This is a genomic window from Jannaschia sp. S6380, from assembly GCF_023015695.1.
Classification (GTDB): domain Bacteria; phylum Pseudomonadota; class Alphaproteobacteria; order Rhodobacterales; family Rhodobacteraceae; genus Jannaschia.
Window position 1 is genome coordinate 112,043 of record NZ_JALKAS010000002.1, and the last position, 25,486, is coordinate 137,528.

26 protein-coding genes, 1 tRNA gene, 3 pseudogenes and 1 other annotated feature are annotated in these 25,486 nt (G+C 64.9%); of the genes and pseudogenes, 12 read left to right on the top strand and 18 right to left on the bottom strand.

The genetic code is table 11. The features are described from left to right. Positions 1-7: 7 nt before the first annotated feature. Together xylB and xylA are read left to right on the top strand one after the other, a co-directional pair. On the top strand, positions 8-1,444 hold the full coding sequence (gene xylB / locus MWU52_RS13550; protein ID WP_246954589.1) for a xylulokinase: 1,437 nt from the start codon (positions 8-10) through the stop codon (positions 1,442-1,444). Continuing rightward, positions 1,441-2,745, top strand: a complete 1,305-nt coding sequence (xylA, locus tag MWU52_RS13555) for a xylose isomerase (RefSeq protein ID WP_246953121.1) — start codon at positions 1,441-1,443, stop codon at positions 2,743-2,745. The genes xylB and xylA overlap by 4 nt, the downstream gene beginning before the upstream one ends. A gap of 4 nt (positions 2,746-2,749) precedes the next feature. On the opposite strand, the gene MWU52_RS13560 is transcribed toward xylA, so the two are convergent. Next, positions 2,750-3,388: a VPLPA-CTERM sorting domain-containing protein gene (locus MWU52_RS13560; RefSeq protein ID WP_246953123.1), complete on the bottom strand. Its 639-nt coding sequence runs from the start codon at positions 3,386-3,388 to the stop codon at positions 2,750-2,752. A 59-nt stretch (positions 3,389-3,447) separates the two neighbouring features. Continuing rightward, positions 3,448-4,623, bottom strand: coding sequence for an FAD-binding oxidoreductase (locus MWU52_RS13565; protein WP_246953125.1), 1,176 nt, complete (start codon positions 4,621-4,623; stop codon positions 3,448-3,450). A gap of 68 nt (positions 4,624-4,691) precedes the next feature. On the opposite strand from MWU52_RS13565, the gene MWU52_RS13570 reads away from it, so the two are divergent. After that, complete coding sequence (locus tag MWU52_RS13570) at positions 4,692-5,555, top strand: EamA family transporter (RefSeq protein WP_246953127.1); 864 nt, start codon at positions 4,692-4,694, stop codon at positions 5,553-5,555. Between the two features lie 7 nt (positions 5,556-5,562). Here the strand turns inward: MWU52_RS13570 and MWU52_RS13575 are convergent, their stop codons facing one another. Both MWU52_RS13575 and MWU52_RS13580 read right to left on the bottom strand, forming a co-directional pair. Next, positions 5,563-5,994, bottom strand: a complete 432-nt coding sequence (locus MWU52_RS13575) for a YqaA family protein (RefSeq protein ID WP_246953130.1) — start codon at positions 5,992-5,994, stop codon at positions 5,563-5,565. A gap of 33 nt (positions 5,995-6,027) precedes the next feature. Beyond that, positions 6,028-7,002, bottom strand: coding sequence for an ABC transporter ATP-binding protein (locus MWU52_RS13580; protein WP_246953132.1), 975 nt, complete (start codon positions 7,000-7,002; stop codon positions 6,028-6,030). 110 nt (positions 7,003-7,112) lie between these two features. On the opposite strand from MWU52_RS13580, the gene MWU52_RS13585 reads away from it, so the two are divergent. Next, on the top strand, positions 7,113-7,319 hold the full coding sequence (locus MWU52_RS13585; RefSeq protein ID WP_246953134.1) for a zinc-finger domain-containing protein: 207 nt from the start codon (positions 7,113-7,115) through the stop codon (positions 7,317-7,319). Between the two features lie 5 nt (positions 7,320-7,324). Here MWU52_RS13585 and MWU52_RS13590 read toward each other — a convergent pair whose 3' ends face one another. The 4 genes from MWU52_RS13590 to MWU52_RS13605 form a co-directional block, all read right to left on the bottom strand. Beyond that, positions 7,325-8,182, bottom strand: coding sequence for a 3-keto-5-aminohexanoate cleavage protein (locus MWU52_RS13590; RefSeq protein ID WP_246953136.1), 858 nt, complete (start codon positions 8,180-8,182; stop codon positions 7,325-7,327). 383 nt (positions 8,183-8,565) lie between these two features. Further along, positions 8,566-8,946, bottom strand: coding sequence for a hypothetical protein (locus MWU52_RS13595; protein ID WP_246953138.1), 381 nt, complete (start codon positions 8,944-8,946; stop codon positions 8,566-8,568). Between the two features lie 249 nt (positions 8,947-9,195). Continuing rightward, a complete protein-coding gene (locus MWU52_RS13600; RefSeq protein ID WP_246953140.1) occupies positions 9,196-10,254 on the bottom strand; it encodes an ester cyclase in 1,059 nt (352 codons plus the stop codon). A 256-nt stretch (positions 10,255-10,510) separates the two neighbouring features. Further along, positions 10,511-11,389, bottom strand: a complete 879-nt coding sequence (locus MWU52_RS13605) for a LysR substrate-binding domain-containing protein (RefSeq protein WP_246953142.1) — start codon at positions 11,387-11,389, stop codon at positions 10,511-10,513. Positions 11,390-11,531: 142 nt separating this feature from the next. Between MWU52_RS13605 and MWU52_RS13610 the strand changes: the two genes are divergently transcribed. Then, the gene (locus MWU52_RS13610) at positions 11,532-12,233 is read left to right on the top strand and encodes a DMT family transporter (RefSeq protein WP_246953143.1); all 702 of its coding nucleotides are present in this window, start codon (positions 11,532-11,534) and stop codon (positions 12,231-12,233) included. 6 nt (positions 12,234-12,239) lie between these two features. Further along, positions 12,240-12,464 carry a hypothetical protein gene (locus tag MWU52_RS13615; protein WP_246953145.1) on the top strand — a complete coding sequence of 75 codons (225 nt, stop codon included), beginning with the start codon at positions 12,240-12,242 and terminating at the stop codon, positions 12,462-12,464. Positions 12,465-12,717: 253 nt separating this feature from the next. Here MWU52_RS13615 and MWU52_RS13620 read toward each other — a convergent pair whose 3' ends face one another. From MWU52_RS13620 to MWU52_RS13630, 3 genes are all read right to left on the bottom strand, one after another. Further along, entirely contained in the window at positions 12,718-13,770 is a 1,053-nt protein-coding gene (locus MWU52_RS13620; protein ID WP_246953147.1) for a permease, read from the bottom strand. A 55-nt stretch (positions 13,771-13,825) separates the two neighbouring features. Beyond that, on the bottom strand, positions 13,826-14,140 hold the full coding sequence (locus tag MWU52_RS13625) for a metalloregulator ArsR/SmtB family transcription factor (protein ID WP_246953150.1): 315 nt from the start codon (positions 14,138-14,140) through the stop codon (positions 13,826-13,828). Between the two features lie 579 nt (positions 14,141-14,719). Then, complete coding sequence (locus tag MWU52_RS13630) at positions 14,720-15,154, bottom strand: hypothetical protein (RefSeq protein WP_246953152.1); 435 nt, start codon at positions 15,152-15,154, stop codon at positions 14,720-14,722. Between the two features lie 282 nt (positions 15,155-15,436). Between MWU52_RS13630 and MWU52_RS13635 the strand changes: the two are divergent. Together MWU52_RS13635 and MWU52_RS13640 are read left to right on the top strand one after the other, a co-directional pair. Continuing rightward, positions 15,437-15,843: pseudogene (locus MWU52_RS13635) on the top strand (transposase); the annotation flags it as partial. Continuing rightward, positions 15,718-15,834, top strand: a sequence feature (AL1L pseudoknot). (Overlaps the previous pseudogene by 117 nt.) A 162-nt stretch (positions 15,844-16,005) precedes the next feature. Then, positions 16,006-16,305: pseudogene (locus MWU52_RS13640) on the top strand (integrase core domain-containing protein); the annotation flags it as partial. A 36-nt stretch (positions 16,306-16,341) separates the two neighbouring features. Here the strand turns inward: MWU52_RS13640 and MWU52_RS13645 are convergent. Next, entirely contained in the window at positions 16,342-17,196 is an 855-nt protein-coding gene (locus MWU52_RS13645) for an MFS transporter (protein WP_246953153.1), read from the bottom strand. A 386-nt stretch (positions 17,197-17,582) separates the two neighbouring features. Next, positions 17,583-18,332, bottom strand: a complete 750-nt coding sequence (locus tag MWU52_RS13650) for a hypothetical protein (protein ID WP_246953156.1) — start codon at positions 18,330-18,332, stop codon at positions 17,583-17,585. A 289-nt stretch (positions 18,333-18,621) separates the two neighbouring features. Here MWU52_RS13650 and MWU52_RS13655 point away from each other — a divergent pair, with 289 nt between their 5' ends. The 3 genes and pseudogenes from MWU52_RS13655 to MWU52_RS13665 all read left to right on the top strand — a co-directional run bounded on the left by MWU52_RS13655 (position 18,622) and on the right by MWU52_RS13665 (position 21,664). Next, positions 18,622-19,179 carry a TetR family transcriptional regulator gene (locus MWU52_RS13655; protein WP_246953158.1) on the top strand — a complete coding sequence of 186 codons (558 nt, stop codon included), beginning with the start codon at positions 18,622-18,624 and terminating at the stop codon, positions 19,177-19,179. Between the two features lie 97 nt (positions 19,180-19,276). Next, the gene (locus tag MWU52_RS13660) at positions 19,277-19,741 is read left to right on the top strand and encodes a DUF1203 domain-containing protein (RefSeq protein ID WP_246953160.1); all 465 of its coding nucleotides are present in this window, start codon (positions 19,277-19,279) and stop codon (positions 19,739-19,741) included. A 772-nt stretch (positions 19,742-20,513) separates the two neighbouring features. Further along, positions 20,514-21,664 (top strand): annotated as a pseudogene (locus MWU52_RS13665) (IS3 family transposase). Here the strand turns inward: MWU52_RS13665 and MWU52_RS13670 are convergent. The 5 genes from MWU52_RS13670 to MWU52_RS13690 all read right to left on the bottom strand — a co-directional run bounded on the left by MWU52_RS13670 (position 21,654) and on the right by MWU52_RS13690 (position 24,366). Next, complete coding sequence (locus tag MWU52_RS13670) at positions 21,654-21,989, bottom strand: hypothetical protein (protein WP_246953162.1); 336 nt, start codon at positions 21,987-21,989, stop codon at positions 21,654-21,656. The pseudogene MWU52_RS13665 and the gene MWU52_RS13670 sit on opposite strands and share 11 nt — an antisense overlap. Further along, the gene (locus tag MWU52_RS13675) at positions 21,976-22,869 is read right to left on the bottom strand and encodes a metallophosphoesterase (protein ID WP_246953164.1); all 894 of its coding nucleotides are present in this window, start codon (positions 22,867-22,869) and stop codon (positions 21,976-21,978) included. The genes MWU52_RS13670 and MWU52_RS13675 overlap by 14 nt, the downstream gene beginning before the upstream one ends. 10 nt (positions 22,870-22,879) lie before the next feature. Beyond that, positions 22,880-23,536 carry an AAA family ATPase gene (locus tag MWU52_RS13680; RefSeq protein ID WP_348645531.1) on the bottom strand — a complete coding sequence of 219 codons (657 nt, stop codon included), beginning with the start codon at positions 23,534-23,536 and terminating at the stop codon, positions 22,880-22,882. Positions 23,537-23,566: 30 nt separating this feature from the next. Further along, positions 23,567-23,833, bottom strand: coding sequence for a hypothetical protein (locus tag MWU52_RS13685; RefSeq protein WP_246953166.1), 267 nt, complete (start codon positions 23,831-23,833; stop codon positions 23,567-23,569). A gap of 456 nt (positions 23,834-24,289) precedes the next feature. After that, a tRNA-Arg gene (locus MWU52_RS13690) sits at positions 24,290-24,366 on the bottom strand. Between the two features lie 88 nt (positions 24,367-24,454). Between MWU52_RS13690 and MWU52_RS13695 the strand changes: the two genes are divergently transcribed. Beyond that, entirely contained in the window at positions 24,455-25,483 is a 1,029-nt protein-coding gene (locus MWU52_RS13695) for a LacI family DNA-binding transcriptional regulator (RefSeq protein ID WP_246953168.1), read from the top strand. Positions 25,484-25,486 lie beyond the last annotated feature (3 nt).

Genomic DNA, 25,486 nt, shown 5'->3' on the forward strand with positions numbered 1-25,486 from the left:
GGACGCGATGTATCTGGGCCTCGATCTGGGGACGTCCTCGCTCAAGGCGATACTCGTCGACGACGAGGAGCGGCTGCTGGCGGAACATGCCGTCCCGCTTTCGGTCGAGCGGCCGCGAGATGGCTGGTCGGAGCAGTCGCCCGAGAGCTGGTGCGCCGCCACGCGGCAGGCGCTGGCCGCGCTGGCGGGGGGGCATGACCTGTCGGGGCTGCAGGGGATCGGCCTGGCCGGGCACATGCACGGCGCGACTATGGTTGGGGCCGATGGGCACGCGCTGCGCCCCTGCCTGCTGTGGAACGACACGCGCGCGGCGGACGAGGCCGCCAAGATGGACGGCGACGCGCGGTTTCGCGACGTCACCGGCAACATCGTCTTTCCGGGGTTCACCGCGCCCAAGGTCGAGTGGGTCCGCCGGAACGAGCCGGATATCTTCGACCGGACGGCGAAGGTGCTCTTGCCCAAGGACTACCTGCGGCTGTGGCTGACGGGGGAGTATGCGAGCGAGATGTCGGATGCCGCCGGCACGGCCTGGCTCGACACCGGCGCGCGGGACTGGTCGGACGACCTTCTGGCGGCCTGTCACCTGACGCGCGATCACATGCCGCGCCTCGTCGAGGGGTCGGAGGTCTCGGGCCGCCTGCGCGCCGATCTGGCGGCGGAGTTCGGGCTGCCGCGCGTGCCGGTCGCCGGCGGCGCGGGCGACAATGCGGCGGCGGCGATCGGGGCGGGGGTCGTACGCGACGGCACGGCGTTCCTGAGCCTCGGCACGTCGGGGGTGCTGTTCGCGGCGAACGACCGCTATCGCCCCGATCCGGGCACGGCGGTCCACACGTTCTGTCACGCGGTACCCGGGACATGGCACCAGATGGGCGTGATCCTGGCGGCGACGGATGCACTGGAATGGCTGTCGCGGCTGACGGGGCAATCGGCGGCGCATCTGACGCATGACCTCGAGCCGTTGCGCGCGCCGGGCCGTGCGCTGTTCCTGCCCTATCTGGGCGGGGAGCGGACGCCGCATAACGATGCACGGATCCGGGGGCAGTTCCTGCATCTGGACCACGCGACCGATGCCCGCGCCGCCGCGCGCGCGGTGATGGAGGGCGTGGCCTTCGCCTTCGCCGATTGCCGCGACGCGCTGGGCGCGACCGGCACGAAGATCGACGGGGCGCTGGCGCTGGGGGGCGGGTCGCGGTCGCGCTATTGGCTGGAGGTGCTGGCCACGGCGCTGGGCGTTCCGCTCCGCGTGCCGGAGGCGGGGGCGTTCGGCGCGGCGCTGGGGGCCGCGCGGCTGGCGCGGATGGCCGCGACCGGCGCGGGCGCCGAGATCGCGACGCCCCCCGCCATCGCCCGCGAGATCGTGCCGGACACCCGGCTTCAACCGGCCATGGCCGAAGCGCATGACCGCTACCGCCAAGCCTACCGTGCGCTCAAGGACCTAGCATGACCGACTTCTTCGCCGATATTTCCCCGATCCGCTTCGCCCCCGAGGCCGAGGACGACCTGAGCTTCCGCCACTACGACCCGGACGAGGTCGTCGTGGGCAAGCGGCTGGAGGATCACCTGCGGTTCTCGGTCGCGTGGTGGCATGGCTTCGCCTGGCCCGGCGGCGACCCGTTCGGCGGGCAGACCTTCGACCGGCCGTGGTTTCCCGACCGGGCAGGCGGCGACACGATGGCGGCGGCGAAGCTGAAGGCCGATGCCGCGTTCGAGATGTTCGCCATCCTTGGGCAGCCGTTCTTTTGTTTCCACGACGCCGATATCCGGCCCGAGGGAGACGGGTTCGCCGGGAACACCGCGAACCTGGAGGAGATGGTCGATTACATCGGCGCGAAGATGGAGGCGGGGGGGCCGAGGCTTCTGTGGGGGACGGCGAACCTGTTCTCGCACCGCCGCTACATGGCCGGGGCGGCAACGAACCCGGACCCGGACGTGTTCGCCTTCGCCGCGGCGACGGTGAAGACCTGCATCGACGCGACGCACCGGCTGGGGGGGGCAAACTATGTCCTGTGGGGCGGGCGCGAGGGGTACGAAACGCTGCTCAACACCGACCTCGCACGCGAGCGGCAGCAGGCCGGGCGGTTCCTGTGCATGGCGGTCGAATACGCCCGCAAGATCGGTTTCGAGGGTGCGATCCTGATCGAGCCGAAGCCGCAGGAGCCGACCAAGCACCAATACGATTACGACGTGGCCACGGTGTATGGGTTCCTGAAGGATTTCGGTCTGGAGGGAGAGGTGTGCGTGAATGTCGAGCAGGGGCACGCGATCCTGGCCGGGCATTCCTTCGAGCACGAACTGGCGCTGGCCGCGTCGCTGGGCATCTTCGGGTCGATCGACATGAACCGGAACGATTACCAGTCGGGCTGGGACACGGACCAGTTCCCCAACGACGTGCCCGAGGTGGCGCGGGCCTACTACGAGGTGCTGCGCGCCGGGGGGTTCACGACCGGGGGCACGAATTTCGACGCGAAGCTCAGGCGGCAATCGCTGGACCCGGTCGATTTGATCGCGGCGCATGTGGGCGCGATGGATGTCTGCGCGCGCGGGCTGAAGGCGGCGGCGCGGATGCTGGAGGACGGGGCGCTGGAGGCGGCGCGGGCGGCGCGGTATGCGGGCTGGGACGGGTCGGACCTGCTGGACCTGGACCTGGCGGCGATCGCCGAACGGGTCGAGGAACAGGGCCTGAACCCCGCCCCTGTGTCTGGCCGTCAGGAGCGGCTAGAGAACATCGTCAACCGCTATGTCTGAGGTGTCAGGCGACGGCGTCCGCCAGGCGGCGCCGGCGGCGCATCAGCCCCAGCCCGCCCAGCGCGGCCAGGAGCAGCAGGCCCGGCGCGGGCAGCGGCACCACGGCCGCAGTGCCGTTCACGGTCAGCCGCGCAGAGAAGAGGCGGAACGTGTCCAGGCCGACGAAGCCGATCTCGTCGAAGGTGAAGCCCACCGACATGTTCGCCAGCGACGTGGCGAAGGCATCGACCGATCCGGTGTCGGTCGCCGCCGTCAGCGTCAGCGTCAGCGGTGACGCCGTGTCGACCAGCGTGTCGGTGAAGTCGTCGGCGAAGGAGTTCTGGTTCGACCCCTGCACGTCGACCAGCCATTCCTCGAACGGGAAGCCGGCGGGGCCGGCGCGGTCGTAGGTCAGCGTCAGTTCGAGACTGTCGATGGTGGCGCCCGCAAGGTCGGCGAAGCTGATCGAGTCGGAGAAGGAGTTGGGCCGGTTTTCCTGGACCTCGACATGATTGCCGCGCACGCGGTCGTCGCCCGGCGGATCGATGCGTCCGTTCCGGTTGCCGTAGTCATGCGTATAGACCCCGAGCGTTGCGGCGGAAGCGACGGGCGCTGAGGTCAGGCCGATACAGGCGGCGATCAGGAAAGCGGCGAACTGTTTCATGCCGGCATGTCTGACCAATGATTCGGCCGGATTTGCGGCAAATGGATGGTGAATGCCGTCTATATCACGGCGAGTTCGGGGAAGGGTTCGCCGCGCAAGATGCGGTCGGGGCCGAAGGGCGCAAGGTCCAGCGTCCGGTAGGTGCCATGCGTGATCCATTCGGCGAGGCCGCGGCCCATGGCGGGCGATTGCTGCAGCCCGTGGCCGGAGAAGCCGTTGAGGATCAGGAAGCCCGGCAGGTCGGGATGCGGGCCAACGATAGCATTGGCGTCGAACACGTTGAGGTCGTAATGCCCGACCCAGGACCGGGTGACGCGGATCTGTTCGAAGGCGGGGATGCGTGCGGCGAGGGCGGGCCAGACGGTGTCTTCCCAGATGGCCCAGTCGCCGGCGAAATCCTCGGGGTCGACGGCCGGATCGTGGGCGGGCGTGGCGCCGGCCATGTAAAATGTGCCGTCGGTGCGGACGTGGATGCCGGATGGGTCGATGGTCAGCGGCAGGTCCGTCGGCAGCGGATGCTTCGCCTCGAATATCCAGGTGTAGCGCTTGCGCGGCTCGACCGGCAGATCTAGCCCGGCCATCCGCGCCACCTGCGCCCCGCGCGTACCGGCGGCGTCGACGACGATATCGGCGCCGAGGCAGGTGCCGCAGGCGAGCGTCACGCCGCGCGCCTGCCCGCCCGTCGTGTCGATCGCGGTCACGGTCCCGTCCAGATAGGTCACGCCGCGTTCGCGGGCGATCCGGCGCCACCAGTCGAACATGGTGGTCCCGTCGAAATACCCCTCGTCCCGCGCCCCGTGCGAGCCGAGGCGGACGCCGTCTAGGTCGTAGAACGGCCATTCCGCCGCCATCTGCTCGGGCGTCATCAGGCGGGTGGCGGCGCCGGCCGCGATCTGGATGGCATGCGCCTGCGTCAGGCGATCGACCATGGCGTCGTCGGCGGCGAGGTACAGGTATCCGAACGGGTGGAAATGCACCGGTGGCACGCGGTCGTCGGCCATGTGCGCCTGGAACGCCTTGAGGTATTCCACGCCGAACCGGCTGATCGCGACGTTGAGCGGGTTGCCGAATTGCTGGCGGATGCAGGAATTGGTGAAGGCGGTGCCGCAGGCGGCGTAGCTCGGGTCGCGTTCGACCACGGTGATGTCGCCGGGCGGATGCCCCATCTCGGTCAGCCACCAGGCCAGGGACGATCCCATGATGGCGCCGCCGATGATGATGATCCGTTTCGCCATGTCCCCTCCGCCCGTCAGCCGACGCTACAGCTTGCGTCCGCCCGATCAAGCCGTCATCGCATGCGGTCATGTCGCGACCGCTCGCCACCCTTGCCGGATTCGGCGCCGTCATGCTCTGGGCCCTCCTCGCGCTGTTCACCGCGCTGACGGGCGACGTGCCTCCGCTGCAACTTCTGGCGATGTGCTTCGCCATCGGCGGCGGGCTTGGCCTCCTCGCGGGGGTCCGCCGGCGCGGATGGCGTGCCTGGCGGCAACCCTGGCCGGTCTGGGCGGTGGGGGTCGGCGGGCTGTTCGGCTATCACCTGCTCTATGTGCTTGCACTGCGGGCGGCGCCGCCGGTCGAGGCGAGCCTGATCGCCTATCTCTGGCCGCTGCTGATCGTGCTCTTCGCGACGATGGCGACCGGCGAGCGGCTGCGCGCGCATCATGTCGCGGGCGCCGTTCTGGGCCTGCTGGGGGCGGGGCTGATCGTGACGGGCGGGCGGGTGCCCGATCTGTCTGCGGATCACGCGGCGGGATATGCCATCGCGCTGGCGGCGGCCTTCGTCTGGGCGGGTTACTCGGTCCTGTCGCGCCGACTCCAGCGGGTGCGGACGGATGCGGTGACCGGTTTCTGCCTGGCCACATCCCTTTTGGCGACCATCGCCCACCTGGCGCTGGAGCCGACGGTCGCGCCCCGTGGGACGGAATGGCTGGCGATCCTGGGGCTGGGGCTCGGGCCGGTGGGGCTCGCGTTCTTTCTGTGGGATGTCGGGGTGAAGCGCGGCGACCTGCCGGTGCTGGGCGCGGCCAGCTATGCCGCGCCGCTCCTGTCGACGCTGGTTCTGATCGGCGCGGGACAGGCGGAGGCGAGCTGGGTCGTGGGCGCGGCCTGCATCCTGATCACGGGCGGGGCCGTTCTGGCAGCGAAGGACCTGATGCGGCGGCGGTGATCGGGATTCATCCGCCGAGCGCGGCCAGCACGGCGACGTAACGCCCCGTCTTGGCGATGGCGACGAGGGCCACGAAGCTCCAGACCGGTTCGCGCATCAGGCCCGCCGCCACCGTGATCGGGTCTCCGATGATCGGGACCCAGGACAGCAGAAGCGACCAGCGGCCCCAGCGGCGATAGCGGGTTTCGGCGCGGGCGAGGGCCGCGGGGCTTGCCGGAAACCACGGACGGTCGGCGAAGCGCGTCGCAACCCGGCCGAGCGCGTAGCTGACGCAGGACCCGAGGACGTTGCCGGTGCTGGCCACGAGAAGCAGCGCCGCGACGGAACGGTCGCCGGCGGCGAAAAGGGCCAGAAGCGCCACTTCGGACCCGGCGGGGATAAGCGTCGCGGCGACGAAGGCCGACAGGAACAGGGTGGCATAGGCGGCGAGGTCGGTCACGCGGGATGCGGCAACCCCGGCGCGCGGCCCCGGTCAGCCATCATGCGTGAGGTAGACGAAGACGTCCTCGAGATCCGCCTCCTCCGTCCGGACGTCGCGGATGGAGACGCCGGCGGCGTTCACCGCGGCCAAGAGCTCTGCCGCCGAGACCTTGCCGCGACTGTAGGTCAGCGCCAGCGATCCGTCGGGCCGCGTCTCGCGCTCGACGCCCGGGGGCAGGTCGATGTCGCCCACGGGATCCTCGGGCGTGATGACGAGGGTCTTGCCGTCGAGGCGGTTCAGGAGGTTCTCGGTCCGGTCGCGGATGACGAGTTCGCCGTGGTTGACGATGGCGATCTCGTCGCACATCTCCTGCGCCTCCTCGAGGTAGTGGGTGGTCAGGATGATGGTCATGCCGCGCTCGGCGTTCAGGCGGCGGACGTTGCGCCAGAGCATCTGGCGCAGCTCGATGTCGACGCCGGCCGTGGGCTCGTCGAGGACGAGGACCTGCGGGTGATGCACAAGCGCCTTGGCCAGCAAGAGCCGCCGCCGCATGCCCCCCGAGAGCGTGCGCGCATAGGCGTCGGCCTTGTCCGAAAGGCCCACGAGATCGAGGATGCCCCTGGTGTCGCGCTGCGCCTTCGGAACGCCGTAGAGGCCGGCCTGGACCTCCAGCGCGTCGGCGGGACTGAAGAATGGGTCGAGGTTGAGTTCCTGCGGCATGACGCCGATGGCGGCGCGGGACTGGCGGGGGTTCACGTCCTGGTCGAAACCCCAGATGCGCACGCGCCCGGCCGACTTGCGGACGAGGCCGGCCATGATGTTGATCATCGTCGACTTGCCTGCGCCGTTCGGGCCCAGCAGGCCGAAGATCGACCCGGTGGGGATGGTCAGGTCGATGCCCTTCAGGGCCTCCTTCGGGGGGGTCTTGCCGTCGCCGCCATAGGTCTTGCGCAGGCCCGCGATCTCGATGGCGTGCCCGGTCGCGGCCCGGGTCGCGTCCTCCGGGGCGTTGGCTGCGTCGGTCATGGATGCCTCCGGGCGGTTGCGCGTCCCCCGGCCGCTGGCGCATAAGCCGGTGACGCCCCACCTATTGCGACGGGGCCGCTGCGACAACCCAGCCGAATGCCGAGGCCCAGATGACCACCGGAACCCCGCGCTATCCCAGCCGCCAGAACGACCTTCCCCCGCCCGAGGTCGAGACCATCACCACCCTGCGCGTGGCCTGCGACGGCGGCGGTGGCGATGGCCATCCCCGCGTCTGGCTGACCATCGACCCGAAGGTCGGCCATGTCGAATGCGGCTATTGCGACAAGCGCTTCGTCCTGGAGGGGGACGGCCACTAGCGCCGTCACGTACCTTCGGAGGGCTCGTCGCCGCACGGCCGTAGCCCTAGGATGCGGCGGGCCTGAGCGGGGGTCGCCACGGGGCGGTCGTGTTCGTCGCAGAGCCGGACCACGCGACGCACGAGGGCCGCGTTGGAAGGGGCCAGTTCGGTCTTCGACAGGCGCACGTTGTCTTCCAGCCCCGTGCGCGCGTGGCCGCCCGCGGCCACGGACCATTCGTTGAGCGTCAGTTGCGCCGCGCCGATGCCGGCCGCGCACCATTGCGCGGCAGGGCCGAACAGCCGCTCGACCGTGTGGACGTAGAAGTCGAAGACGGCCCGGTCGGCGGGCATCGCGTTCTTCACGCCCATGACGAACTGCACGTAGGGCGTGCCTTCGATCTGGCCCGCCGCGTGCATCTGAGCCGCCTTGAAGATGTGGCTAAGGTCGAAGGCCTCCACCTCGGGCTTGATGCCGTGGGTCCGCATCTCGGCCGCCAGCCAGTCGACCAGTTCGGGCGGGTTTTCGTAGACGCGGAGGGGGAAGTTGTTCGACCCCACCGACAGCGACGCCATGTCCGGCCCAAGCGACAGCATCGCGCCGCGTTCCCTGCCGGCACCGGACCGTCCGCCGGTCGAGAACTGGACGATCATGCCGGGGCAATGCCGCGCGAGCCCCTCCTTCAGGGCGGCGAACTTCTCGGGGTCGCTCGACGGGCTCTCGTCATCGTTGCGGACATGGGCATGGCAGATCGTGGCGCCGGCCTCGAAGGCTTCGTGGGTGCTCTCGATCTGTTCGGCCACGGTGATCGGCACGGCGGAATTGTCCGCCTTCCGCGGCAGGGACCCGGTGATCGCGACGCAGATGATGCAAGGATCGCTCATCGCACCCGGTCCGCAGGGCGAAGCTGCGCGCCCGTCAAGGACACGCGCGCGGTCCCCTTCGCGTCGACGGCCGCGCCCGCCCGTTCATGTAGGTCGGCGGAATGGAAGATGTGCGGGGTCATCGTCTCTCTCTGTGCGATGTAGTGCAACTGCGCGGACCGTTGGGGAGACACCGGGATCCCGGCCGACCCGTAGCACGTATCGGTTGGATGCCATGGGCTCAATCGATGCCCGTCCTGGAACAGCACGCCCGGCAAACGAAGATCGCCTATTCGTGCCATTTGGCGCAGAGGTCATGTGCCACGGTTGCCGTAGTTGTGATGGATGTTCGGAGAGGAGTATTAAGCGCCGCAGTGTCCCGAAGCTACCGCGGCGCCCAATGGTTACGTCGTACAGGTGGTTGGCGCGCCTTCCCGAACGACATTCTGCCAATCAGCTCCGAGTGTTTGCCTGGCCGAGAGGGCGTTGCTCGCTTCCGGTGAATTGGCATCTATCAGCTGGACGACCATTCCTTGTTCGCTGACGCCGGACCAGCCGTCGTAGCCGGTCGTGTCGCCCTCGATGATGAATAGATCATGGCCGCGACGAATGACTTCCACGGCAGCGGTGCGGAACGCCACGTTCCGGGTCCCGGCCGAACCGCAGGCTGGAGCTCCTCGCGTCGAAACCTTGAAGCTGGTCTGCGTCAGTTGCTGGACGTCGGTCGTTGCACAGGCCGAAACGATTAAGGCGAGAGCTGTCATCGCGAAAAAACGAAGTGTCAATTGGGCACCTTTTGCCGAGTTGGAAGTTCCGGCAAAATACCCGCCGCGACAAAGCGCCACAACTCGCGAGGGCGTGCTTGCTCAGCCGCAGCGTCGGTGTTGCGTTCGGGGCACGTCGCTGCCCGGCGCGCGCGGGACTTCGAATTTCCATCTCCTGCAGCTATTGCGAATGGTCGGTTCGGGCCCGGAACCGCCCTCCGCTGCAGGACCGTGAAGGTCCCTTTCCAGGTACGATATTCGCGGGATTGATCACTCGACCCGGGTGATCTGGTCCATCAGGGCCGCCCGGTCGGTCATCTGCCAGCTCTCCGCGATCGCGCCGTCCTCGATCCGGTGCACTGCGATCGCGCCGACGGAGACGTCCCGGCCTGTCGCCGGCACGCCGAACAGCGTGCCCTCGTGACGGCCGCGCACCGTTCCGCGTACGGTCACCATATCCTCGGCGACGATGACGTCCTCGACCTCGAAGCGCACGTTCACCAGGCCCTCCGCCACTTCGGTAAGCCGGTCGACGACCGCCGCCGCATCGCGGTCGGGTTCGGAGGGTGAGACGCCGTGCGCGATCCATTCCGCCGACAGCACTTCGCCGAGCGAAGCGATATCGCCCGTGTTCAGCGCGCCGTAATACCGGTCCACCATGTCGAGCGCCTTATCCTCCACCAGCAATGGCGAGGCCAAGGCGTCGGCGAAGTGCCCGACGTCGGGTTTGGCCGACTTCAGGCGGACGTAGCCCAGGACCTGGTTGTCCCGATCGGGGTCGAGGACCAGGATCTCGCCTTCCAGGACCCTGAACTGCGTAAGCTCCTCGATGTTGGTGTAATGCGTGACGATTAGCAGCGGGCCGGACCTGTCCGGGTCGCCGTCCCAGGCCGACACGCGTTCGCGCAAAACGGTGGTGTCCCGCGCGCCCTGCAGGGACAGCAGCAGGTTGAGTTCGGCCTCCGTCTCGACCGGCATGTCGCGCGCGGCCTGCGGATCGACCCGGGCGATGCCGGCGAGGAGGCTCTCCGTGGTTTGCTGGTTGCGACACCACCGACTGGTCACGATCCGCGAAGGCAGGATGTCGTTCGCCGCCATCAGCATGCCGAGATCGCGCATCGCGGCCATGCCCTCCTCGATCATCACGCGCTGGTTGGCGCAGTCGGTGGGTGCGACGTCCTTCGTGTCGAGCTTGGACCAATCGGTCGGGCCGTGCCGCATCAGGAAGACCACGTCGTCGCGGAGGAACATCTCCTCGAGTTGCTGGTAGGGCTCGAAGCGCAGCGCGTCGTCGACGTCGCCCGCGCCGATCGCGGACTCCATGGTCATCTCGCCCATGTGCGCCGAGATCTGCCGCATGTTGTCCGATCTCGACTCGGCAGAACTCTCTTGGGCGGTCGCGGCGTAGGCCCCGAGTAGAATTGATACGATCAGACAAGCCAAAGGGTTCGTGGCGGTTCTCATAAGCTGTTCCTCGGGCTGGATCTCACGGCATGTAGGACGTTTGGCGGGCTTGTCGCGCGGGTTGTTCGGTTCCGCTGGGACCGAGCCTGTTTGGCGGGACATTCCTCGGGAATTGCTCGGCCTAGCGGACCATCTCCGCGACCATCCATTCGGCAACCTTGCGGGCCGCCGCTTTGAGGCGGGCTTGCCGTGGCCATACGAGCCAGTAGGCGCGCCCCGTCGCGACGGCATCAGGAAACGGCTGGACGAGACTGCCGGACGCAAGCGCATCGCATGCCAGCGCCTTCCAGGCGAGGTAGACACCTTGTCCGGTGATCGCCGCGTCGAGGCATAGGCCCGCATTCGAGAAGACCGTGCCCCCTTCGACCGCAGCCTCCTCAAGACCGTGCGCGTCGCGCCAGATGCGCCACCCTTCGGGGTCGCCGTCGTCGTGAAGGATGGAGACGCTCTTCAGGTCGGCCGGGATCCGCAGCGTGCCGGCAAGCGCCGGAGCGCAGACGGGGAAGACCGGCTGGTCGCAGAGCCTGGTACAGTCCAACCCCGGCCATTCTCCGGTTCCGGCCCGCAGGCATAGATCGACATCGGCCGTCCAGGGATCGACCAGATCGAAGCTCGCGTCGATCCGGAGGCGGATGTCGGGGTGGACGTCCCGGAGACGACCCAGCCGGGGCACGAGCCACCGGCTCGCGAAGACGGGCGCGACGGAAATCGTCACCAGACCCGCATCGTTCTGGTGCGCGAGGCGGATCGCCCGCGACAGCTCCGCCATGCCACGGGTGAGCGCCCGGCAGACCTCCGCTCCGGCGTCGGTCGGTCGCATACCCTTGGGGCGGCGCTCGAACAGCGTTCGGCCAAGCCGTGCCTCGGCCTTGATGATGGCCTGGCTGACTGCTCCTTCGCTGACCCCCATCTCGCCGGCCGCGGCGCGCAGTCCACCCAAGCGACCGACCGCCTCGACGGCGCGCAGCGCGGACAGGGGTAAAAGGTTCAACTCGCGCATGGTCGCTGGCTCTTCCGGGGTATAGTCCAGCTATAGGACGGTAGAGAACATATCCATGCCGAATTTGGTTTGGGGGCATTAACGGTGACGCTCAGGTTGAGCAACCGCACTTGGTCAGCCCATAGATCGGATTGTAGTCACCATGCATGCCGCCCCACGTATCCCTCTCCTCGTCCTGGAGATCGCCTTCGTCCTTTGCTGGAGCAGCGGCTACGTCACCGCGGAGTTCGCCTTGGCCGGATCGGCCCCCTTCACGGTCCTGTTCGTCCGCTACATCGCGGCGGCGGGTTTGCTGCTGGGATGGATCGCCCTGCGGCGGCAAAGGGTCCCGCGCGACCTGCGTCTCCTGGGGCGGATCGCCATCTCCGGCATCTTGTCGAACGCCGTCTGGCCGGCTGCGCTCTACATCGCGCTCTATCTCGGCGTGACCTCGGGAACCGGCGCGCTGCTGACATCGCTTCAACCGATGGGGACTGCCCTGCTCGGCCTCGCGCTCTTCGGGCGACGTCTGGCCATTCGTCAGGCGATCGGTCTCGGTCTCGGCCTCGTTGGCGTCTATCTCGTAGTTGCCGAGGACGTGGCGCTGCTATCCGCGCCGCCTTGGGCCTACGCCCTCCCGATCGTATCGGTGACGGCCATCGCGTGGTCCTATGTTCTGGAGGAGCGCGGGCCGCACGACCCTGCGGAGCGCAAGCCGCTCGCGGTCCTCCTGCTGGTCCAGTTCGCCGCCTCCGCCGTCGTGCTGACACCCTTCGCCGTGGCGGAGGGCTTTCCGCTGGATCCCGACCCGGTCGTCCTTCTCGCCTTCGGATGGCAGATCGTCGGCCTGTCCATCGCGTCTTAGGGTCTGATGTGGGCGATCCTCGACCGGTCGGACGCGATGCGAACGTCCGCGCTCATGCCGCTGATGCCGCCCGCCACCTTGGCCATGAGCGCGCTGTTCATCGGAGAGCCGCTCGGCGCGGTCAAACTTGCCGGGTTCGCGACCGCCGTCGTCGGAGTCGCGCTGATGAGAGCGAAGCAGGCCAGGCCGGGCGCTCGAAGGGATGCGGGAACGGCACGCTCGGGATCATGACCGGACACGCTTCTCCGAATACGTCCATCGGGCACGCGCCGGGCCGTCCCGGACGGAATTCGTCGGGTGAGGCGGCCTCGAACGATCTTCGCAAAACGATTCCGGGCCCTGGCCGGCCTATGGCTGGGGGCATTGGCCATGGACCGGCTGACCGACGGCGCGCCTTGCGGCGATAAGCGTTCCGCCAAGCCGTTCGACGATCCGGGTTCGTTGCCGGGTCGCCGTCCCGACCTTGCCCGGTCGACCGGCCGGCTCATCCCCCGATCCACACTTGGAACAGCAGCCCGCTCGCCAGCGACCCGGACAGCGCGAGCGTCACATAGAGAACGAAGACCGGTCGTTTCGCGAGCGCCCAGACCGCGATGGCGGCGGGCAGCGAGGTCACCCCACCTGCGACGAGGAAAGCCAAACCCGCGCCGGGGGCCATGCCCTGCTCGACCAGGCCCGAGACCAGCGGCAGCGCCGCGTAGCCGTTGAGATAGGCCGGCACGCCCACCAGCGTCGCCGTCAGGATCGCGCCGATCCCCTCGCCGCCGAGCGCGCGCCCCACGAGTTCGGCAGGGACGAGGGCGATCATCAGGCTCTCCAGCACGAAGGCCAGCGTCAGCCACCTGGCCAGGAACATCGTTGTGCTCGCGGCGTTTCGCGCGAACCTGGCGCGGCGGTCCTCGTCACGCCAGAACGCCCAGACCGGGGGCGTGAAGTTGCGGACGCTGGAAACGCCGCATCCGCCGTTGCCCACCCCCTCGCGCAACGGGTCGGCGAAGGCGCCCCCGCGGGTAAGGGCCAAGGTGATGTAGCCGCCCGCCACGCCGAGCCCGATGGCGGCGAGCGTCTTGGCAACGGCGAACTCCATCCCCAGCACGCCGATGGTCAGGACGAACATCGACGGGTCGATCACCGGCGAGGCCAGCCAGAAGGCCATCACGGCAGAAAGCGGCACCCCCATAGCCAGAAGCGCCGCAATAAGCGGGATCACCCCGCAGGAGCAGAACGGCGACAGCCCCCCGAAGGCCGCGGCGACGAGGATCATCACCACCGGCGCGCCCGTGAAGACCCGCGCGATCAGGCCGTCCGCCCCGGTCGCGCCCGCATAGGCCGCCACACCGATGGAGAGCAGCAGGTAGGGCGCCGTCCCCAGCAGGGCGCGCGCGGTGAATCCGATGCTGTCCGCACCCTGTGCGGGATCGAGGACCGCTACGACCGCGAGGATGGCGACGGTGAGGAGCCAGACGCGATGATCGGACCAGAGACGGCGGGCGAAGGCCAAGCCGCGGTCGAGAGGAGGATGGGCGCTGTCAGTCATGCCAACATATCCAGTTTAGTAGTTTCTTTAGGCCGAAAAAAGGCTGGGTTGCCCGTCATGCCGCGTCCTCCCGGACAAGGGCGACGCCTTGGCAGCATTCGGCGGTGAGAAAAGAGAGCGCCGCGTCCATGGCGGCGAAGTCGGCACGGTTGACGACCTCGCGACCCCGCCGTTCCTGCATGACCAACCCCGCCGCGACCAGCGTGCGGAGATGGTGCGCCAGCGTCGAGAGCGGCAGCTTCGTATGGCTCGCGATGTCGCCGACGATCAGCCCTTCCTCGCCCGCCCGCACCAGAAGACGATAGACGTCGAGGCGTGCCTCATGGCCGAGTGCGGCGAGCGCGCGGGCAGTGGCGGCGGTCCTGTCCATGCTCTCCATATAATTAGATTATTGGTTATGTGCAATCGAATTTGGATGGTTCCGGGCCAACGGGGCGCTTGGCGTCGTACCGGTAGGGTCTCGTCAGCCGACGCCGCCCAACAGGCCCTTCCAAGAACGGACCTCACCGTCTCGAAGGATGCACCTGAGACCGTCCGCGGCCGCCACTGCGCGGTCGACCCGCTCGGTTGGAAAGCGTCCGGATCGGCCTGCGCGGACAGGCGCGTCGAGCGGTCGAACTCCGGATGATGGAGAAGGACGAAACAGCCAACGGCGAGCGCGGCGATAATGGGCGAGGGTCGGACCGTCCGGATCGCGCACGGCCCAACCATGTCCCGCGGCCGGAAGACGTTCACGATCGGGGCAGCCTCATTCTGTCGGAGGCATCCAATAAATGCCATTGGAGAAAAACCAAGGCGGCAATTTCCTCAGTAAATTGTGGCACTGGAACCCGCGTTTAAAAACCAAAATGCCATTGAGGGCAGAGGTTACATGCCATTTAGATTTCCAAAGAAAAACCCGCCATTTGCCGGGTATTTCTCTAGTCGTTGGGGCCGAACGTGCGCGTCTCTACCTGGCTTTCCGGCGCTTTTCCCATGCATCGCGCATCTTCTTGTCCGGATCGATGCGCACCCAGTCATCAACAAGGAATGGATTGTCCTCGGTGTCCCCACCTTCCTGCATCGACCAAGCATCGGCGAAATGATGAAGGTCCACTGACTCGGCGCCATCCCAAAGGGCCCTTTCAATCCCGTTTTCCAACATCTCGATCGCATGCCCTAACCTGTACCGACTGGCGAGCAGGACTCGGGATGCAATGGACGGATCATCCAAAGGCTTTACCGGTGAACGCTTACACATCTCCTCGAACACTCCCATGATCCACGCGCCGTCCCGCTCAAGATCCAGAGGCTCGGGTTTGATGATGGAAAATCGACGGCGGACCTGATCATCCTGGGAGAGCAAGACCTCCAGGTCCTGCGTCCCCGACATGATGACGATCACCGAGTTTGGGCCCTGCATCAGAGACTTCGTTGCTCGCAGAATCTTGTCCCGGCCTTCGTCATCAGATCGTGAGCCTCATCGATCCTAAGTACGATCTGACCATTTCTCTGCATCAGATCGCGGAGGTGGTCGAACAGCTGAGATGTCGTGCGCCGGGTTCGTTCGAAATTGTATCCCGCGACCTCGAGAAGCCTGGTCGCCATGCTCTTCAATGTCGGATCCGTCGGTCTGAACCGCCCCGGGTTTGCCGGTGGCTCCAACTCTTGAGTAGATGGAGTCATCATGAGCAAGACGACGAGCAAGTTTTCCCCTGAAGTGCGTGAGCGCGCCGTTTGCATGGTCCTCGACAATCCGGGTCAGCATGGATCGCGCTGGCAGGCGATCGCCTCGGTGGCCGCGAAGATCGGATGCTCCGCGAACACATTGAACAGCTGGGTCAGGACGGCCGAGGTGGACAGCGGGCGGCGCGTTGGCATCCCAAGCGACTTGGCTGAGAAGATGAAGGCGCTCGAGCGGGAGAACCGGGAGCTGCGCCAGGCGAACGAGATCCTCAGGAAGGCGTCGGCGTATTTTGCCATGGCGGAGCTCGACCGCCGGTCGAAATGATGGTGAATTTCATTGACGCGCATAGGAGCGCACACGGGGTCGAGCCGATCTGCAAGGTGCTGCCGATCGCCCCGTCCACTTACTGCGATCGCCTGCCAGAACAGCCGGCGATCCTCCCGCTTCGCCACGCCGGGCCGGCCAGGTGACCGAAGCGGCGCCCTCAATCTCCGGCCCAAGGCCTTCTTCCGTCCCACCATCGCAAACCCTCCATCATCGAAGCGTTGCGACGACCGGTTGAGACCGTCCGATACCTGTCCATCAAGTATACGGAGCGGCTCGGCGAGGCTGGCATCGAGCCATCCGTCGGCAGTGTGGGCGACAGCTACGACAACGCACTGGCCGAGACAATCAACGGCCTGTTCAAAGCCGAGGTCATACACCGACGCGGCCCGTGGCGCAGCTTTGAGGCCGTGGAATACGCAACCCTCGAATGGGTGGACCGGTTCAACAAACGCCGTCTGCTCGAGCCCATCGGCAACATCCCACCCGCAGAAGCCGAAACCAACTTCTACGCAGCTCCGGATACCGAAGCCGAGGCTGCGTAGCTAACGAAACTCAGCCTCCGGCAAACCCGGGGCGGTTCAGACCGCCAGAATGCTTGCCAATCCAGCAGCGCTGGCCGCCCCGAGGGCACCCCCCAACATTTGCAGGAAACCCTGCATCGCGGCCGCCGCACCCGCCTTTTGCGGGAACCGCTGAAGGGCGGCCGCGATGGATGCGGGCAACAGTATCCCCAACCCCGTGACATGCACCACCATCGCGCCGTTGATCAGGAACTTGTTCAACATCCCAAACGCAGGCGGCGCGAAAAGCAGGACAGCCCCTGCCAGCATGATGCTCACCCCGAGCAAAGACATCGACCGAGGTTCAGCGGTGGCGGCGACTTTCCTTGTTATGATCCCACCGATGACAAAGCCTGAAACAGCGATGGGCGGATAGAGGCCAAACTCAATCGGAGAAATCCCCAAGGTCCCGATCAAAACCGCCGGGGCGCCCGAAAAGAAAGCTGACATCGAAGCAAAAGCGCAGGCGACGGCCAATGCGTTTGGCCAGAAGACCGGATCGCGCAGGATGGCGGCGTATTCCGCAACTTCCGAGCGCGGTGCCACATGCCGACGGGTCGCCAAGGTTTCCGGCAGCGCCCGCGCGACGATCACCACAAGAGCCAGACCCAGCGCGCCGGTGATCGAGAACGCTGCCCGCCATCCGAGCATCTGTTCGACCACATCGCCTATCAGCGGCGTGAGCCCGGGAACCAGCGCGAAAGCAATCGTGACAGCCGCTAGGACACGGGCCAGTTCGACCCCTTCGAAACTGTCGCGCGTTGTGGCCCGGGACACCACGATCCCCGCGGCGGCACCAGATCCCTGCACGATCCTGCCAATGAGCAGGTTCGAGTAGTCGACCGCAGTACTGCACAGGAAGGTTCCGAGCAAAAAAAGGTCAGGCCAATCATCAAAATGGGCTTGCGCCCGTATCGGTCCGACAGCGGACCGATCACAAGCTGCATAATGGCAAATGCGCAAAGGAACACCGTGAGCGTCGCCTGACTTGCGCCATGCGACACCCCGAGGTCATGGGCCACGCTGGGCAAAGATGGCGTATAGATGTTGGATGCAAACTGCCCGACTGCGGCCATCCCCGCCAAAAGCAGGATGGTCGATGTCGTGGCCACAAGCTTGCGCTGGTGGAATTGTCCGAAAATATGGTCGAAGGACATCTGAGCCTCCTGCTTGTTCAACTTGAAGAATGTCACCGGCTGGCAGGTGCCCGCGTTTGCGCGCACCTGCGTTTTCGGCCTGATGGTCCTGCCCTCCTCAGGTCAGGATACCTGTGAGGCCAAAGTCATCCGTTCGGACCGCCGCTCCGCCCGGAGTTTGCTGATCGAAAGGAAGTGGAACCCAAGAAAGATCGGGACAAAGAACGCCGGGAACAGCGCCAGCGGATGGTCGTTGACGATGTTCGGCGCATCATGGGACAGCAGATGGGCGAAGCCTTCCGAGGTCATGATCCCAAGCGCCACGGCGAAGACGAAGTCCAATATCCCGATGATGTTAGCCCGCATCAGCAGTTTTCTGGCGTTCGGTGCGTCGTTCGCCAAGGCTTTGCTGGCCTGCCATCCCGCGATGCCGGCCCATATGTCGCCTAGCCCTGCGGGCAGCGCGAATTCTGCCGGAATGCTTCCCCCGAGCCACCCGATCAGAAAGACGCCGCCCATGATGCGGGGGATTTGAAAGGCGGCGATCGCGGCCATCGGCGTGGCCATCGTAATGCGTCGTCCCAGCGGTGTGATCCAAGCGAGCCCCCAGACAATCACAGCGCCACCGAACAGGAACGCAAGCACGATTGGCGGGTCCTGAAGGGTCGGCGGTACGTTCAGCACGTTGGATTCAGAGGGCGGCACCACGATGGCGAACCAAAGCCCGAACAGGAACGCCGCCACTGTGACCGTCACACCGGTCTGCCCGGCCGTGAGGTTTGCCCGGCTTACGCCGATCATCATGATTGCGAGTGCAATCAGCGGCAGTGCGACAGCAAAGGTGCGCACGTAGAAAATTAGAAAGTCTGTCATGTCTCTTCTCTCAGGTTGTGGTGGATGAATTCGAAGTTTTGACGTCGAAGTTGGAACCGCTGTTGAGGGGATGTTGGGATGCCCAGGAAACGCCCGACGCGTTTGTGTGGAACTGTCAGGACCCCTGACACCGCCCCCTACGGTGGTCCAAGGCCGCACGCTTTTTCTTGAAGATCGGCGCGCTGCGTCTCTGTCATCCTCATATTTTAGCGTATGATTGTACTCTAAATCTATAGATGTTATACAACCTCTATAATGTCAATCCCCGGGAGGCAGGTGCATGCCGAGAATGTCGGAAGCCGACAAACAAAAGAGCCATGAACGGATCATAGATGCGGCAGCGCGGCTGTTTCGGGAGAACGGCATCAGCGCCACCAGCGTATCGGACGTAATGCAAGCAGCGGGACTTACGCAGGGCGGGTTCTATCGCCACTTCGCTTCGAAGGAAGACCTTGTCGCCGCAGCGTTTGAGCGGTCTGCCGATGAGCTTTTGTACAAGGCGGAAGGGGGGACCGCAGGTGAAAAGCGCGCAGACTACATCGCAAAATATCTCTCAACCGGTCATGTGGCAGACCCCGGGCAAGGCTGCCCGTTCGCCGCGAACGGATCAGAGGTGACACGGCTCGGAGATTGTGTTCGGTCGGAAGCATCAGATGCGATCAAGCGGATCTCTGCCATGCTCAACAGTACAGAGGACAAGACCGCAGATGATGGCGTTGCAACCCTGGCGCTTTTGGTGGGGACGATAACACTTGCCCGGCTGGCTCAGTCCGACGCAGAAGCGACGCAGATTGTCGAGGCCGGCAAAGTCGCAATCAATCGACTGAACGAGGCCCCCCTAGGGTAAAATCTTGCCGCCCGTCGTGGCAACACCACAAACAGCAGGAACCGGGTCGAACGAGACGCCCTTGAACTCTATTCTCGGCAAAGAACGGAGGACTTCGATGCGCTACCAGTTCGAAGCAATGCCATCGTCGGTGGCAGATTGGCACCGCCAAAACCGGCAAGATGAGATGGGAAACAGAATCCTGCTTTTTCAGGATGGTGGTACGTATCCCTGCCGCCACTGCCTCAAGGAAGCGAGTAAAGAGGATGGTGCCTTGCTCTTTTCCTACCGGCTCCACCTGCCCGACAGCGTCTATGCCCAGCCAACGGCTGTGTTCCTGTGCAAGAGCGATTGCACGCGTCACGTCGGCGGGAAAAGCGTGCCCGAAATAGTAAGAAACAGGTTCGTAGCCCTGCGCGCCTTTCACGAGAACGGGCTTATGGACTACGCGATGAACACCTTGTCCAAAGGGGAGGACGTCGGCGTCGAAATCGAGCGCATTCTGGCGAACAACGAGATTGCATACATCAATATCCATACAGCACTGGCCGGGTGCATGTTATGCGCGGTACGCCGAAACTAATTCTCGACGATGCGGGTCGCTAATTCAACGAGAAGTAGGCTTTTGAAAGCAGGCTGATCATCCTTTGCCCAAAAAGGCGTGTGCGTCAAAAGAGGCTACGTGAGTAGCGCTTCGCAAGCAAATCACTGGCGAGCTACTATTGTAAGCCAATACCTCATGTTTGCTTCAGAATTGCTCGTAGTCGTTTTCCTATCTCAAGTGGCTGTTGCTGTTTTAACCATTCTACACGAGTTTTTTCACGGCCCTGGGCCGACCTTCGCGTTACGTTCAAGGTGCTGCAATCGCAGCTTGCTTTCCCGACATTAGCTGTGTGCGCGAAATCCAGTAAGGCTCGATTTTACGGATCGCCGACCTCGCTGCCAATCATAGCGAACCAATACACAAATGTTATTTGAGCCTCGCGGCAACGGTATCGAATGCTTCAATTTCATCGACAAGGAACTCTATGTCTTGCAGTTCATCATCAAATGGATCACGAACCTTTGGCAGAGATACTTGGGAGTTCTGGTGGACATGGTCGCCACGTCTTTCTCCAAGATTCTTGAGCTGGATCAAAAGTGCCTCATCGAAATGATCGGGTGGCATACCGATCGGAAGATACAACCCGGATAAATTTTTCGGTTTTATTCCATGGTTGCCTTTTATGGCTGACCGCTGGGCCGAGATCGCACTTCCGACAAGTGATTCAAATCTTTTTTAGTCCCTTGTGACCTGCTCCCCTAAAATGTCCCCGCTTTGAGGTTAGCCTGTTCTCCGAACGAGGAGACAGACGATGAAGAGATCACGGTTTAGCGAAGCGCAGATCATTGGCATCCTGAAGGAGCACCAGGCGGGCATGAGCGCGCCAGATTTGTGCCGCAAGCACGGGATCAGCGATGCGACCTTCTACAACTGGCGCCGTAAGTATGGTGGCATGGAAGTCGCCGATGCGAAGCGGCTGAAGGCGCTGGAGGCCGAGAACGCGAAGCTGAAGAAGATGCTGGCCGAGCAGATGATGGATGTGGCGACGCTGAAAGAGATGCTCGGAAAAAACTTCTGAGGATGAGCCATGTCGCGCCATTGGTCCGAGCGACAATGGCGAATGTTCGAGGAGGAAGGCCGTGGACTGGGCCATGACAGAGAAGAGCTACTCGCAGCGGCGGGCCTGCAGGCTCGCTGGGATCGACCCGCGTGTCTTTCGGCGCAGATCGAAGCGCCCGAAAGACAACGATCTACGCGCCCGGATGAAGGAACTGGCATCGGAGCGGCGCCGCTTCGGCTATCGGCGGCTGCACATCCTGCTGAAGCGCGAGGGCTGGGAAGTGAACTGGAAGAAGCTCTACCGGCTCTACAGGGAGGAAGGGTTGACGGTCCGTAAACGGGGCGGACGCAGGCGCGCCATCGGCACGAGAGCCCCCAATGGCGATCCCGCAGGGCCCGAACCAGCGCTGGTCGCTGGACTTCGTGTCGGACGCGCTGGCGGACGGCCGCAGGTTCCGCATTCTTTGCGTGATCGATGACTTCAACTGGGAATGCCTGGCGACGGTCGTGGACACGTCGATATTGGGAACCCGCGTCGCCCGCGAACTGGACCGGATCGCCGAGATGCGCGGCTTCCCCTGCATGGTGGTCAGCGACAATGGCAGCGAGCTGACATCGAACGCCATGCTCAAATGGCAGGAGGAACGCCAGGTCGAATGGCACTACATCGCGCCGGGCAAGCCGATGCAGAACGGCCTGGTCGAGAGCTTCAATGGCCGCCTGCGGGACGAATGTCTCAACGAGCACCTGTTCCCAACTCTGCACCATGCCCGCCAATTAATTGCGGCATGGCGCGATGACTACAACCATCACCGCCCGCACTCGAGCCTCGACGGGCTCACCCCGCGGGAGTATCACCAACGGTCAAGAGAGGACCAAACCCTGAACAGAGCTAACATATAAACGCGGACTCCTCGGGGAGCAGGTCATTAAGGTCAAACTTGCTGGGCCCGACGACGGCCAATTCGAGCGACTGCAGGCGCATCCGGGTGTTGACGAGGCGCCATGCATCCTCTGCCGCAAGCACCCATTCGAGCGGCAGGACGTATCCCGCGCTCCCGATCCGGAACGGTTCGATCTTTGGGGCCACCTCCAGGATCAGCGTCATCAGATCGGGGGCGATGTCGTCCCATCGGACAAGCGTTCCGTCGTCAAAACCATCGACCCACACAGGCCCGACCGACTTCAGTTTGTCGAGCAGCGCGTGGTCCGCATCATTCGGATCCATGACGGCTCTCCCAGATGCAGGCCTCGCGCAGATAGGATGTGGACGCGCGCGCCAATTCCTCGGCGTAGCCGATCGAGACGTTGCGGATGTCCGTTTGACTGACCTTGGCGCGGAGCCGTCTGTGGGAATGCCCGAAGAACCAGGCGTCCGGCTGATAGCCTGCGATCAGATTGCTCAGGTCTGAATGAAACGACGCTGTGAGAGCATCGATAGCGCCAGCGACATCGGGGTGCGGCCCGTGATGCGTCACGACGACGGTCTGCCCCGCGCTACCCGCATCGTGCGGCACCGATAGTGCCTTGACGATCCAATCACGATGATCCCGGTGAACACGCAGGACATCTTCCGCCTTGATCCAGGGCTGCGGAATCCATCCGCCGTGGTTGTCATCCAGTGCCAGACTGCTCGGCGCAGGTCTCGCAATCCTGGAATAGTCTCGCATCAATTGCTGAGCGACGCTCATCGCCCTCGGCTGATCCTCCAGCAGATCGAAGTCGGTCCAGAGCGTGCAGCACAGAAAGGGGGTCGTTCCGTATTGCAGAACCCGCTTCTGCACGAACTGCGCGCCGGCTTTCGCCGCCGCGCGTTCCAGCAGGGGGTCATCGCCAAGGCTGCCAGTGTAATAATCGTGATTGCCCGGGAACGCGCAGACCTTCTCCGGCAGGACATGCTGCGACAGATAGTCGAAGACCCGCGCCCAGTTCCTTGCAGGCCCGTTGATCAGGTCGCCCGCGAGGATGAGCGCGTCTGCTGTTTGCAGCGCGTATTCAAGGCTCAGAAGTGCGATCGGGTCGACGGCCAGCCGTTCGTAGCTGTCCAGATGAAGGTCTCCGAGGATCACGACGCGACCGGTGTCGAAGGGGATGGTAAGCGTGTCCATCGTCATTTCCTCAATTTAACATCGGTAGTTGGGCAAGCATCTCGGCCCGGTCCAGCATCCGGCTGACCATCCGCAGGCTGAGGCGGGCGTTGGCGACCGCATCGCCCTCGAAGATGTCGAGCACAGCCGCCAATGCCGGTTCCGGCAAGCCACGTCGCCTGCCTTCGCTGCAGGCAAAGCCGCGTAACTGCTCTAAGGTCAGATCGGGCAGATCCAGCACTATGCACCGGCTCTGAAGTGGCTCCGGCAATCCTTGCCTGCTGTTTGCGGTCATGACCCAGTTGATCCAGGACATGTCGAACTTGATTTGGAAGAACGGGCACTCCCAGCTCGCCGCCGTCATCCGCTCCAGCAGCGGAAGGAGTGCGTCGGTCAAGGTATGCCGGCTACCCCGCGTGGAATATGTTTCTCTCGCCTTCTCGACCTCATCCAGAATGACGAGCGGTCCGCCGTGTCGTTCTTGGAGAATCGTCTTCATTACTTTGCCGGGATGCGCGCTGCTCCAGCCGCGTTGGGAGCCGACAAGCGCAAAGGTTGCGGGCTCACCAGTCGCGTCGATCTTGGTCGTAGGGACGGACAGGTGATGGGCGAGCCGTCTTGCCCAGTAACTCTTCCCGATGCCCGGCGAGCCAACCAGGATCAGCGGAGCGAACCGTGCGCCCGGCAGCCCATCTCTGGCGGAGGCTCGTAGGCCATGCTAGACCACTTCTGTGGCGGGCCCCATCCACGGCATCTCTTCATGAAGCGCGGCGGCAATCTCGTCTGCCTCATGCTCGGTGGCGACCTGGGAAACGGGAAGACCATCCCGCAGCGGCGTCAGCCGCGCGCGGTTCTCTTCTGTCAGATGGTACATGCCGGTCGAGGAATGAACCCGTTCCAGTACCCGCATCGCGCGCCGCTTGATCCGACGCATGTCCGCGTCCGCGACCAGTTCGTAGTCGTAGAGGCAATCGTCCTCGGTCATCCGCCCCTCGGCGACGGCCCGCTCCTGGGCGGCCTTGCGGGTCCTCTCCAGGAACTTCCGAAACCGCTCTTTGACGCTTCGGAGCGAGGGGACATCATCGAGGAATTTGAGATCGTGGAATGGGATCGTGGAGTACGAACGAGACATGGCGGAATCCTTTCATGGCGCAGCCGTGCTTCTGCGCGCTTCGCCCGGCCAAAAGTCGGCGGGCTGACTGATATGAAAGGTTCCGGAACCTATGCCGTACCAAGATCGAACAAAGCGCGAACTGTCAAATCAGAGGCGGCTGAGGACTTTGGGAGACCCTCAGCAGCATCGCGACGTTCCCGGCGTAATCTCTATAAATCAATAGTTTACCCTGAGATTGACACAGCTGCCAAACCGCTACCAAATCGATTTGCGCGCACTTATTGTTTCTTTTGCGCGCGCTTCCGGTTTTTCTGGCATCGGCACCCGTGGCGATCCCGGCAGGACTCGAACCTGCAACCTATCCCTTAGGAGGGGATTGCTCTATCCAGTTGAGCCACGGGACCGCTGTCGTCAGATAGACCCGGCCGCCGCCGCTTGTCCACCGGGCGCAAGGCACGGTATCAGCGGGCGAACTGTCCGCCGGAGGTCGACTTGACGCGTCGCAACACCCGCCATCAGCACCTGACCCTGCGCGACGTCTCGGAGGCGTCGGGCGTCAGCGAGATGACCGTGAGCCGGGTGCTGCGCAATCGCGGCGATGTCAGCGACAAGACCCGCGCCCGCGTCCTGGAGGCGGCGCGGCGGCTTGGCTACGTGCCCAACAAGATCGCCGGGGCGCTGGCGTCGAACCGGGTCAACCTGGTCGCGGTGATCGTGCCCAGCCTGTCGAACCTGGTCTTTCCCGAGATGCTGGCTGGCGTCGACGAGGTGTTGGCAGATACCGCGTTGCAGCCCGTCGTCGGCACCACCAGCTACGACCCCGACAAGGAGGAGCGGGTGCTTTTCGAGATGCTGTCCTGGCGTCCGTCCGGTGTGGTCATCGCGGGGCTGGAACATACCGACGCCAGCCGGGCGATGCTGGCCAATTCCGGCGTGCCCGTGGTCGAGGTGATGGATGTTGACGGCGACCCGGTCGACGCCGCCGTGGGCATCAGCCACTGGCGCGCGGGCTATCAGGTCGGGACCGAGATCGCGGCGCGGGGATATCGGCGGGTCGGCCTGCTGGGCACCAAGATGGATGGCGACCACCGCGCCCGCAAGCGGATCGAGGGGTTGGAGCGCGCGTTGCACGAGGCCGGGATCGCGGTGGCCGACCAGATGGCCTATTCCGGCTGGTCCGGCTTCGCCAAGGGCCGCGAGATGACGGCCGACATGCTGTCGCGCACGCCGGACCTGGATTTCCTGTTCTACACCAACGACCTGACCGGGGCGGGCGGGCTGCTCTATGTGTTGGAGAAGGGGTTGGACGTGGGCGGCGCGCTGGGATTGGCGGGGTTCAACGCGTTCACCCTGCTCGACGGGCTGCCGCGCAAGCTGGCCACGGTCGACAGCCGCAGGCGCGAGGCCGGGCAGGTCGCCGCGCGGATCATCACCGGCACCCATGTCTTCGATGGCGAGGACCGGCGCGTCGAGCTGGCACCCACATTCCTGCCGGGCGAAACCATGCGACCCAAGCCATAATAT

Bases quoted from the DNA above. Each gene is read 5' to 3' on its own strand.
- xylB (WP_246954589.1), top strand. From the start codon at position 8: ATGTATCTGGGCCTCGATCTGGGGACGTCCTCGCTCAAGGCGATACTC.
- xylA (WP_246953121.1), top strand. From the start codon at position 1,441: ATGACCGACTTCTTCGCCGATATTTCCCCGATCCGCTTCGCCCCCGAG.
- MWU52_RS13560 (WP_246953123.1), bottom strand. From the start codon at position 3,388: ATGAAACAGTTCGCCGCTTTCCTGATCGCCGCCTGTATCGGCCTGACC.
- MWU52_RS13565 (WP_246953125.1), bottom strand. From the start codon at position 4,623: ATGGCGAAACGGATCATCATCATCGGCGGCGCCATCATGGGATCGTCC.
- MWU52_RS13570 (WP_246953127.1), top strand. From the start codon at position 4,692: ATGTCGCGACCGCTCGCCACCCTTGCCGGATTCGGCGCCGTCATGCTC.
- MWU52_RS13580 (WP_246953132.1), bottom strand. From the start codon at position 7,002: ATGACCGACGCAGCCAACGCCCCGGAGGACGCGACCCGGGCCGCGACC.
- MWU52_RS13585 (WP_246953134.1), top strand. From the start codon at position 7,113: ATGACCACCGGAACCCCGCGCTATCCCAGCCGCCAGAACGACCTTCCC.
- MWU52_RS13590 (WP_246953136.1), bottom strand. From the start codon at position 8,182: ATGAGCGATCCTTGCATCATCTGCGTCGCGATCACCGGGTCCCTGCCG.
- MWU52_RS13600 (WP_246953140.1), bottom strand. From the start codon at position 10,254: ATGACCATGGAGTCCGCGATCGGCGCGGGCGACGTCGACGACGCGCTG.
- MWU52_RS13605 (WP_246953142.1), bottom strand. From the start codon at position 11,389: ATGCGCGAGTTGAACCTTTTACCCCTGTCCGCGCTGCGCGCCGTCGAG.
- MWU52_RS13610 (WP_246953143.1), top strand. From the start codon at position 11,532: ATGCATGCCGCCCCACGTATCCCTCTCCTCGTCCTGGAGATCGCCTTC.
- MWU52_RS13615 (WP_246953145.1), top strand. From the start codon at position 12,240: ATGTGGGCGATCCTCGACCGGTCGGACGCGATGCGAACGTCCGCGCTC.
- MWU52_RS13620 (WP_246953147.1), bottom strand. From the start codon at position 13,770: ATGACTGACAGCGCCCATCCTCCTCTCGACCGCGGCTTGGCCTTCGCC.
- MWU52_RS13625 (WP_246953150.1), bottom strand. From the start codon at position 14,140: ATGGACAGGACCGCCGCCACTGCCCGCGCGCTCGCCGCACTCGGCCAT.
- MWU52_RS13650 (WP_246953156.1), bottom strand. From the start codon at position 18,332: ATGACAGACTTTCTAATTTTCTACGTGCGCACCTTTGCTGTCGCACTG.
- MWU52_RS13655 (WP_246953158.1), top strand. From the start codon at position 18,622: ATGTCGGAAGCCGACAAACAAAAGAGCCATGAACGGATCATAGATGCG.
- MWU52_RS13660 (WP_246953160.1), top strand. From the start codon at position 19,277: ATGCGCTACCAGTTCGAAGCAATGCCATCGTCGGTGGCAGATTGGCAC.
- MWU52_RS13670 (WP_246953162.1), bottom strand. From the start codon at position 21,989: ATGGATCCGAATGATGCGGACCACGCGCTGCTCGACAAACTGAAGTCG.
- MWU52_RS13675 (WP_246953164.1), bottom strand. From the start codon at position 22,869: ATGGACACGCTTACCATCCCCTTCGACACCGGTCGCGTCGTGATCCTC.
- MWU52_RS13685 (WP_246953166.1), bottom strand. From the start codon at position 23,833: ATGACCGAGGACGATTGCCTCTACGACTACGAACTGGTCGCGGACGCG.